The organism is Pseudomonas sp. GCM10022186 (genome assembly GCF_042656385.1).
Classification (GTDB): domain Bacteria; phylum Pseudomonadota; class Gammaproteobacteria; order Pseudomonadales; family Pseudomonadaceae; genus Metapseudomonas.
In genome coordinates, this window is record NZ_JBHSOU010000043.1 from 1 (window position 1) to 1,290 (window position 1,290).

The following is a 1,290-nucleotide window of genomic DNA, read 5'->3' on the forward strand; positions in this document are numbered from 1 at the left end:
GTGTTCAGCCGGGATACATGGGTAACGCCTGTCGGGGGACATGGGTAACGGGTGGATGGTCATGTTGTCCGCTGCCTCAGGTCGACCTGGCGGATGGTTCGGTGAATGAATACCACCTCGTAGACGCCATCCACCGCGGTGGGACGGATGGCGACCCGCTCCCCATACAACCCGCCGCCGACGAACAGGCTCTTGCCGCGAAACGAGACCTGACCGATACGCCCGACCTTGAGCACCTGATCGCCCGGCTCGTACTCGATCTCCGGCAGCTGCTCCGGGTAGCAGCGCCGGCTCGGTTGGTAGCGCGTGATCGGCGGGCGTTGGTCCAGCGCCTCATGCGGACGCTGCTGGTTGTATTGCTCCCGCCAGCGATCCATCACCTGCTGGCAGTGCTGCAGGTCGCTGAACGTGCGCTGCAACAGCTCGCGCTTGAGCGTCTGGTGGAAGCGTTCCAGCTTGCCCTGGGTCTGCGGGTGATGGGGACGGCTGTGGCTGACCTCGATTCCCAGGCGCAGCAGCCAGACCTCCAGCGCCGACAGACCACCGGCGATGTTCGAGCCCCAAGGCGGACCGTTATCGGCGGTCACCCGCTGCGGCAGGCCATAGCGGCGGAACACCTGGATCAAGCGCGGGCGCACGCACTCCAGGCGTTCGCCCTCGCAGGCCGCCAGGCACAGCGCGAAGCGGGAGTGGTCGTCCAGCACCGTCAGCGGATGGCAACGCGGCGAGCGGCGGTCCGCAAGGTGGAAGTGCCCTTTGAAGTCCATCTGCCACAGCGCGTTGGGCTGGCTGTGCTCGAAGCGCTGGATGGCCGGCGCGGGAGCCGCGTCGGCGTGGTAGCGCACCTGGCAGCCCTGGCGGCGGAGGATGGCCTCAATGGTGCTGTGGTGCGGGCGCGCAAACTCGGCCGGCAGCAGGCTGCGCAGCTTGCGGGCCCCCCAATACGGGAAACGCTGGTGCAATTGCACCACCGCCTGCTCCAACTGCGGGTCGCTGCGCCCGGGGCTGTGCAGCGGCCGCCGTGAGCGCTCCTGGAGGCCCGCCTCGCCGTGCTCGCGATGACGGTTCAGCCATTTGTAGGCGGTCTTCGGGCTGATGCCGTACCGCCGACAGAGCTCGCGCACATTGCTCTGCGGTTGCTCGGCCAACAACACAAACTCGCGTCGAATCGACATGGTAGTGCACTCCTGCCACGGCATCGCTCGAACTCCCGCTTCGAAGGATTCCGCAAGCCTAGATGCGTTACCCATGTCTCCCGACACCCGTTACCTATGTCCCCCGGCTGAACAC

The 1,290-nt window shown here is 66.7% G+C and carries 1 protein-coding gene; it reads right to left on the bottom strand.

Translation table 11 applies throughout. From position 1 onward, the window contains the following. Window positions 1-59 precede the first annotated feature (59 nt). A complete protein-coding gene (locus tag ACFPU0_RS14770) occupies window positions 60-1,199 on the bottom strand; it encodes an IS481 family transposase (protein ID WP_377693847.1) in 1,140 nt (379 codons plus the stop codon). Window positions 1,200-1,290 lie beyond the last annotated feature (91 nt).

Coding starts and splice junctions, on each gene's coding strand:
- ACFPU0_RS14770 (WP_377693847.1), bottom strand. CDS start 1,199: ATGCCGTGGCAGGAGTGCACTACCATGTCGATTCGACGCGAGTTTGTG.